Origin of the sequence: Methanosphaera sp. (genome assembly GCF_016282985.1) — an archaeon.
Taxonomy (GTDB): Archaea; Methanobacteriota; Methanobacteria; order Methanobacteriales; family Methanobacteriaceae; genus Methanosphaera.
The window spans coordinates 1-6,060 of record NZ_JAEELZ010000105.1 but is presented as its reverse complement, the minus strand read 5'-3'; the positions used below and the strand labels follow the sequence as shown (position 1 = coordinate 6,060).

At 29.4% G+C, this 6,060-nt stretch carries 8 protein-coding genes; 3 read left to right on the top strand and 5 right to left on the bottom strand.

Annotated features, from left to right (window positions below; all coding sequences use genetic code 11):
- A partial coding sequence (locus tag QZZ11_RS06510; RefSeq protein WP_292474615.1) for a cell wall biogenesis protein occupies window positions 1-807 on the top strand: 807 nt, incomplete at its 5' end.
- A gap of 107 nt (window positions 808-914) precedes the next feature.
- Window positions 915-1,586, top strand: a complete 672-nt coding sequence (locus QZZ11_RS06505) for a flavodoxin family protein (protein ID WP_292474614.1) — start codon at window positions 915-917, stop codon at window positions 1,584-1,586.
- 4 nt (window positions 1,587-1,590) lie between these two features.
- Here the strand turns inward: QZZ11_RS06505 and QZZ11_RS06500 are convergent, their stop codons facing one another.
- Window positions 1,591-1,956, bottom strand: coding sequence for a helix-turn-helix domain-containing protein (locus tag QZZ11_RS06500; RefSeq protein WP_292474613.1), 366 nt, complete (start codon window positions 1,954-1,956; stop codon window positions 1,591-1,593).
- Between the two features lie 235 nt (window positions 1,957-2,191).
- Here QZZ11_RS06500 and QZZ11_RS06495 point away from each other — a divergent pair, with 235 nt between their 5' ends.
- Window positions 2,192-2,809, top strand: a complete 618-nt coding sequence (locus QZZ11_RS06495) for a DUF2112 family protein (protein WP_292474611.1) — start codon at window positions 2,192-2,194, stop codon at window positions 2,807-2,809.
- A 19-nt stretch (window positions 2,810-2,828) separates the two neighbouring features.
- Here QZZ11_RS06495 and QZZ11_RS06490 read toward each other — a convergent pair whose 3' ends face one another.
- The 4 genes from QZZ11_RS06490 to QZZ11_RS06475 form a co-directional block, all read right to left on the bottom strand.
- Window positions 2,829-3,272 (bottom strand): hypothetical protein, encoded by a 444-nt coding sequence (locus tag QZZ11_RS06490; protein WP_292474609.1) that lies wholly within the window; start codon window positions 3,270-3,272, stop codon window positions 2,829-2,831.
- A 175-nt stretch (window positions 3,273-3,447) separates the two neighbouring features.
- On the bottom strand, window positions 3,448-4,518 hold the full coding sequence (locus QZZ11_RS06485) for an NAD(P)-dependent alcohol dehydrogenase (RefSeq protein WP_292474608.1): 1,071 nt from the start codon (window positions 4,516-4,518) through the stop codon (window positions 3,448-3,450).
- A gap of 151 nt (window positions 4,519-4,669) precedes the next feature.
- The gene (locus QZZ11_RS06480; RefSeq protein WP_292474606.1) at window positions 4,670-5,131 is read right to left on the bottom strand and encodes a hypothetical protein; all 462 of its coding nucleotides are present in this window, start codon (window positions 5,129-5,131) and stop codon (window positions 4,670-4,672) included.
- 134 nt (window positions 5,132-5,265) lie between these two features.
- Entirely contained in the window at window positions 5,266-5,829 is a 564-nt protein-coding gene (locus QZZ11_RS06475; protein ID WP_292474605.1) for a TMEM175 family protein, read from the bottom strand.
- Window positions 5,830-6,060: the final 231 nt, after the last annotated feature.

The window sequence follows — 6,060 nt, the reverse complement described above, 5'->3', positions numbered from 1 at the left end:
GAACCTATACTTGTGACAGATCAGGGAGGATGGAATGGTTTTATAAAAAGTTGTGAAGTCTTTGATAAAAAAATAGAATATATCAAAACAGATGATGGTATTGTAAATATTGAAAGTTTGAAGAAGTATCTTAATGAATATGATGTTAACTCATTATATATTACAAGCTTAGCAGGATATACTGCGAAGCAACCTTTAAAAGAAATTCAAGAACTATGTAACATACACGAAGTATTGTTAATTGTTGATATTTCGGGATCTGTTGGTGATGAAGAACTAAATAAATATGGAGACATACAAGTGTCATCCACAGGAAGTCCAAAAATAGTTAATGTAGAAAATGGCGGATTTATAAACGACATCACTGGAAAAGTAGAGTTGAATAAACATCTGTTGAAAACATTGAAAGCCGACAATATCACATGTGCAGCCATTTCTCATGAAATAACAAAAGCTGTTGAAATAGAAGAAAAAACTATTGGAATTAACACATACTTAAAAAACAGACTTATAAAACAGTTATCTGGTGATGATGTACATAATGTTATTCACCCTGATTCCCTCGGATTAAACACTATGATAACCGCCGAAAGCAAGAGTAAGGCAAAAAAATTAGCATACAACATAAGACAACGAATAGAAATAGATGGAAACATTATTACAACCGGACCTAATTACAATAGAATAAAAAAACCAAGTGTAATTATTGAAGTTAAAAATTTAGATGTATCTTCTTTAACCGAAGAGAATATGGATTATTTGTGTGATATCCTAACTGAAGAAATCAGAAAAAATCCAACCCTTTAATTTTATATATTTTCATTTTAAAAAAATAGAGGGGTTAGTTTGGACTAACTTTTCTTTTTAAATAATCTTTTTCACAAATATAATGATAATTATGGGAGAAATTATTTATGAAATATTATGTAATTAACAGCAGTCCGAGAAAAAACTATAACACCAGCCAATTATTAGAAAAGGTAGTTGAAGGAATAAAAGACACTTTAAAAGATAAAACTGATGATGTTCAAATAGAAATGATAAATTTATATGACTTAGAATACACTGGTTGCAGATCATGTTTCCTATGCAAACAAAAAGAGGGTCCTTTCTATGGAACTTGTCCAGTAAATGATGATATTAAAGACATATTAGCTGATATGCGTACCTGTGATGGTATTGTCTTTGGAGCTCCGGTATACTTTGCAGATATTAATGGTATGCTACGAGCATTTATTGAAAGATTGTGTTTCCCACAGTTTCCATATGCTGATATAGACATTACGGAAAAACATATGCCAATGGGTATAATCTACGATATGAACATAAAAACAGATAACCCTGCATTTCCATTCTACAACACAGTATTTGACTTCTTAGAAGAGTCATTCCTTGGACGCGTATACACTAAACCTTACTCACTTAAAGTAAATAACACATACCAATTTGACGATTATTCAAAGTATGTAAACACATGGTTCGATGAAGAAGATAAAAGACAACAAAGAGAAACACAGTTTCCTAAAGATTTAGAAGAAGCATATAATATGGGAGTCAACATTGCAAAAGATTCATTGAAAAAATAGTAAATTATATTTCAAATATTTCTTTGAAATATTTTTTTATTTCTTCGCGACAACAATCATAATCATCTGATTGAATACCATAAACCCCCAATTCATACATTATCCTATTCAATAATCTCCCCTTATTTGTTAAAACGTATTTTGTATTAGATTCATTGATTATTTTATTAACCAATCCTTCATCTATTAAAAACTTAAGAGTATCTGATAGCACATTACTGCTAAGTTCTGAATTAATATCCTTAAATTCATTGAAATGTTCATATCCATTAAACATATCCCATAATAATATAACCGTCCACTTTCTATTAATTACTTCAACAGTATCTCTAATAGGACACCTGTCCTTTAGAATTTCTTTAACGTCCATCCATATCACTATTTCTATATATGTTCAAAGTAATATTTTAGAAGAAAGGTTAGTTTAAACTAACCCCCTATTTGTAAGAAAAATGATTGTCAATAGCCATTACAGTAATTTTCATCAAACAAGTAAAAAATATAAGAAGTATATATTAATAAAGATATTAACAAGAACAGGGAAATGTAATAAATATGACTTATCACAGAAAATAGCAAAAGTAAAGTTAAAGGAACGAATTTCTATGAAAATTGCATTAATACCGGAAGGTGGAGTATTACTGACAAATTTAATATACAAAAACGGACACACCCCACTCCAAATGTACAATATGTCTCCAGAAAAAGCTAGAGAAAAAGATCCATATGATGAGGAAGTTATCGATTATGATTCAGAATTATATAACCTTACAGGTAGAGTGGTTCAAGAAGGAAATAAATATGTTGGAAATGAAGTACCTTCAGGAATTAAAGGAAGACTTACTCTGGCAGACCATATCATTCAAGAAGCAGAAGCAGCAATAGTCTTAGGTAGAGCACCCAAGAATAGGGTCCGAATGTATGATAGATTAAATAGTGTAATTCTATTATATGGAGGTGTGGGAACTGGAAATTTTCCAAAATTTCTGTTATACCAACTTAGAAAGAAAAAAATACCTAGATTAGAAATGGCTTATCCAACAAATAGAGAGGAACTAATAATACTATTTGACAGAACAAATACATTCTTACAAAACCTTGAAAATTATCCGGAAGACTACGTTTCAAATGAGGATAATTTGACAACAGATGGAATTCCAAAAAAGAAGAAAATAAAAATAGAAGAGTTTGAAGAAATTGTTAAAAATATGATTAATGAATAAATTTAATAATATCCCCAATTTATACTGTAACATTAATTTTTTTACTGTATACCTGTTTATGTTTATTTGAACCTTCTTCTGTAGCATTTAAATAATTATCATATACCTTTATTTCAATACTTTTAATTTTTGTAGAATTTGAATTTGAATTATTTCCATTTTTTGTAACATTGATTAATGAGGATATTGTATGGGTTCCAGGATACACATCTTTAAGTATGGATGAATTATTGGTTATGACATTATCATTTTGATCATATAAAATAGATTCACAGTTTAATTCATTAAAGTTTCTGCCCAGTCTCAAATAATAAGTTAAATTATAAATCGTATCCTCCGTATCGTCTTGTTTTAAATTGATGTCAGTAACACGCATACCTGAATGATCCAATAATAAGAAACTGGCAAATGCAACCAATATAGTAATAACTATTACTATTACAGGACCTCTCTTGTTTTCCAAGCACATCACCTAATATATATTTTGTTTAAAATTAAGTATAATATTTTATGTGTAATCCAACAATTATATAAAAAAAACAAGTATAAAAAAATAGGAAAACAGTGGTGATAAATAAGGTATTCAATGTAAAATACCCTAATTAAAAAAAAAGAAAATGGATGTTAATGAATAATTTCTATTCATCACATAATACTACAGGTTTAATTAAGTCTTTTGGTTTGTCTTTCATTAACATTAAAGCATCTTCTACTTTATCAAATCCTTTGAATTTGTGAGTAATAAGTGAATCAGGATTTATTCTACCATGTTCAATAAGACTTGCTAAACGTTCCATTCTTACTCTTCCACCAGGACATAACCCTGTTGCAATATCAATGTTTGCCATACCACATCCCCATGCTTCACGTGGTAATGGTACTATATCTGCTCCACTTAAGTAGTTAACATTGGATATAACTGATCCAGCTTTTGCCATTTTTACTGCTTGTTTCCATGTTTCCATGTTTCCACCAGCAATAATTACTGAATCAACACCCTGATTATCTGTTGCTTCCAATATTTGTTCATCTATTGGTCCTTCTTTATAATTTACTATGTCGGTTGCACCATATTCTTTTGCTACTTTAACACAATTTGGTCTAGTTCCTACTGCAAATATTCTTCCTGCCCCAAGATTTCTTGCTCCTGCTACTGAACATAATCCTACAGGACCTATTCCAATAACTGCAACTGTTGAACCTAATTTTATTCTAGCATTTTCCGATCCCATCATCCCTGTTGAAAACATATCTGATAACATTACAGCTGTTTCTGGTTTAATATTTTCAGGTAATTTTGCTAAGTTTGCATCAGCTAGGTTTACATGGAACACTTCACCAAATACACCATCTTTGAAGTTTGAAAATTTCCATCCACCCAATGCTTCTGTTGTTTGTGATGGGAATCCTCTTTGTGCAGCTTCATCTTCCCAATCAGGTGTGATTGCAGGTACAATAACTTTATCTCCAACTTTAAAATCTTTTACATCTTCCCCTACTTCATCTACAATTCCTACTGCTTCGTGACCTAAAATCATATCTTTTCTGTCACCTATTGCTCCTTCCCATACTGTGTGAATATCAGAAGTACATGGTGATAATGCTAATGGTTTAATTATTGCATCACGTCTTCCACATTTTGGTCTTTCTTTTTCAATCCATCCGACTTCATTTAATTTTTTCATTGCAAATCCAGTAAATTTAGACATATCGTTTCACCTTTCAATGTATAAAAACAAAACATCAAACATAAATGATAATTTGTCATGATTAATCATGATGTTTAGTTCTTAATTATACTATTATGCAAAGGAGTATATAAAGGTAATGATTAATCATTACAAATTAATCAAAAAAAAATTAACAACAACCCCCACCATTATGAACATGCAAATGAAAATGAGATTTAGTTTTTCGTGGAACGTTCAATTGTTTTAACTTATCGAATAATAAACTGAGAGAAATTTCAACCCTAAAACAATTGAAAAATATCTTGGAAGAATAATAATCACTGAAAAAACTTTCATCATCCGAAGAATCATCATCTGTTAAAAACCATTCAACATCACCTTCAACAAGACCTATTAAATCTTCCCTGTAATGTAATAATAAATGTTCCATCTCATGAGCCCTATCCCGAATTTCAATAAAGTTTTCTTTATCCTTTTCAGACAAAGTATATAATTCTTCATAAGTAATTAAATCATTATATTTTAAAAGAAAGCCATACATTTCCTCACATTCAACCATCAAATCATTAATCTTTTGTTGAACTTGATTAAACTCATATTCTTTCTGTTTTTTAGCTTCATTAAGTAACATAATATCCAGCTCTATTAATAATCTCTTGTAAATTCATAATATATAAATTTATGGACAAATATATCAAAAAATGAGTTAAATGAAGAAGAAAACAATTAAAGAATATCAATTGTTAAAAGACATTCCCTTTTTTTTCAACTTCTTAATGAATCATGAATAGATCTTATCACGGTTATCAAGCAACAAATACTAATTACAATCGGATAACCCAACAAAGCAATTATAAAAGCAATTACAAATATAACCAACGGTATTTTTAATGCTGAAGTTATACTCATTACATCTCTTAAAATATTTTCATTATCTTTATTGAGTTCCAATAATGATTTTGACATTATGGCCAATATTAAATCAACAAGTATAAAATCCAAACCATATAAAACTTGAGGAATTAATGAATAGGGATTATTAGCTACAAACGTCGTTATATAAGGAATTAAAGAGAACACCAACATTAACAAAATATTCAACCAAATAATCTTACTGTTAATTTTTTCAACATGATTATAGATTAAATGATGATATTGCCACAAATTAGCACAAACTAAAAAACTAATAAAATATGCAAAATAATTAGTTTTTAAAGCCCATATAGCTGCCAATGATGGTGATGCAGGTTGTGGTAATTCCAAAACCAATACAGTAACTATGATTGCAATGATTGCATCATAAAATGCTTCAAGTCTATTCGTATCCATAAGCTTATTATTATTCATAGATTAATGTTTATAATTTGGCTCTGTAGAAAACCTTGCATTGAGAGAAATATGAGTAATAACCCAAATATAGTTTTATTACAGAGGGAAATATTTTATTTCAATATTTTCCTTTCTTCATCAAAATACAATTCTCACTCATATTGAGTAATTGTATTTTTCATTTGATTCCTGCCTAATTGCCGCTAATGCTAAGCATAGTAAGTGGTACAG

What these genes read in the sequence shown, in the direction of transcription:
- QZZ11_RS06505 (WP_292474614.1), top strand. Translation starts at nt 915, where the DNA reads ATGAAATATTATGTAATTAACAGCAGTCCGAGAAAAAACTATAACACC.
- QZZ11_RS06500 (WP_292474613.1), bottom strand. Translation starts at nt 1,956, where the DNA reads ATGGACGTTAAAGAAATTCTAAAGGACAGGTGTCCTATTAGAGATACT.
- QZZ11_RS06495 (WP_292474611.1), top strand. Translation starts at nt 2,192, where the DNA reads ATGAAAATTGCATTAATACCGGAAGGTGGAGTATTACTGACAAATTTA.
- QZZ11_RS06485 (WP_292474608.1), bottom strand. Translation starts at nt 4,518, where the DNA reads ATGTCTAAATTTACTGGATTTGCAATGAAAAAATTAAATGAAGTCGGA.
- QZZ11_RS06480 (WP_292474606.1), bottom strand. Translation starts at nt 5,131, where the DNA reads ATGTTACTTAATGAAGCTAAAAAACAGAAAGAATATGAGTTTAATCAA.
- QZZ11_RS06475 (WP_292474605.1), bottom strand. Translation starts at nt 5,829, where the DNA reads ATGGATACGAATAGACTTGAAGCATTTTATGATGCAATCATTGCAATC.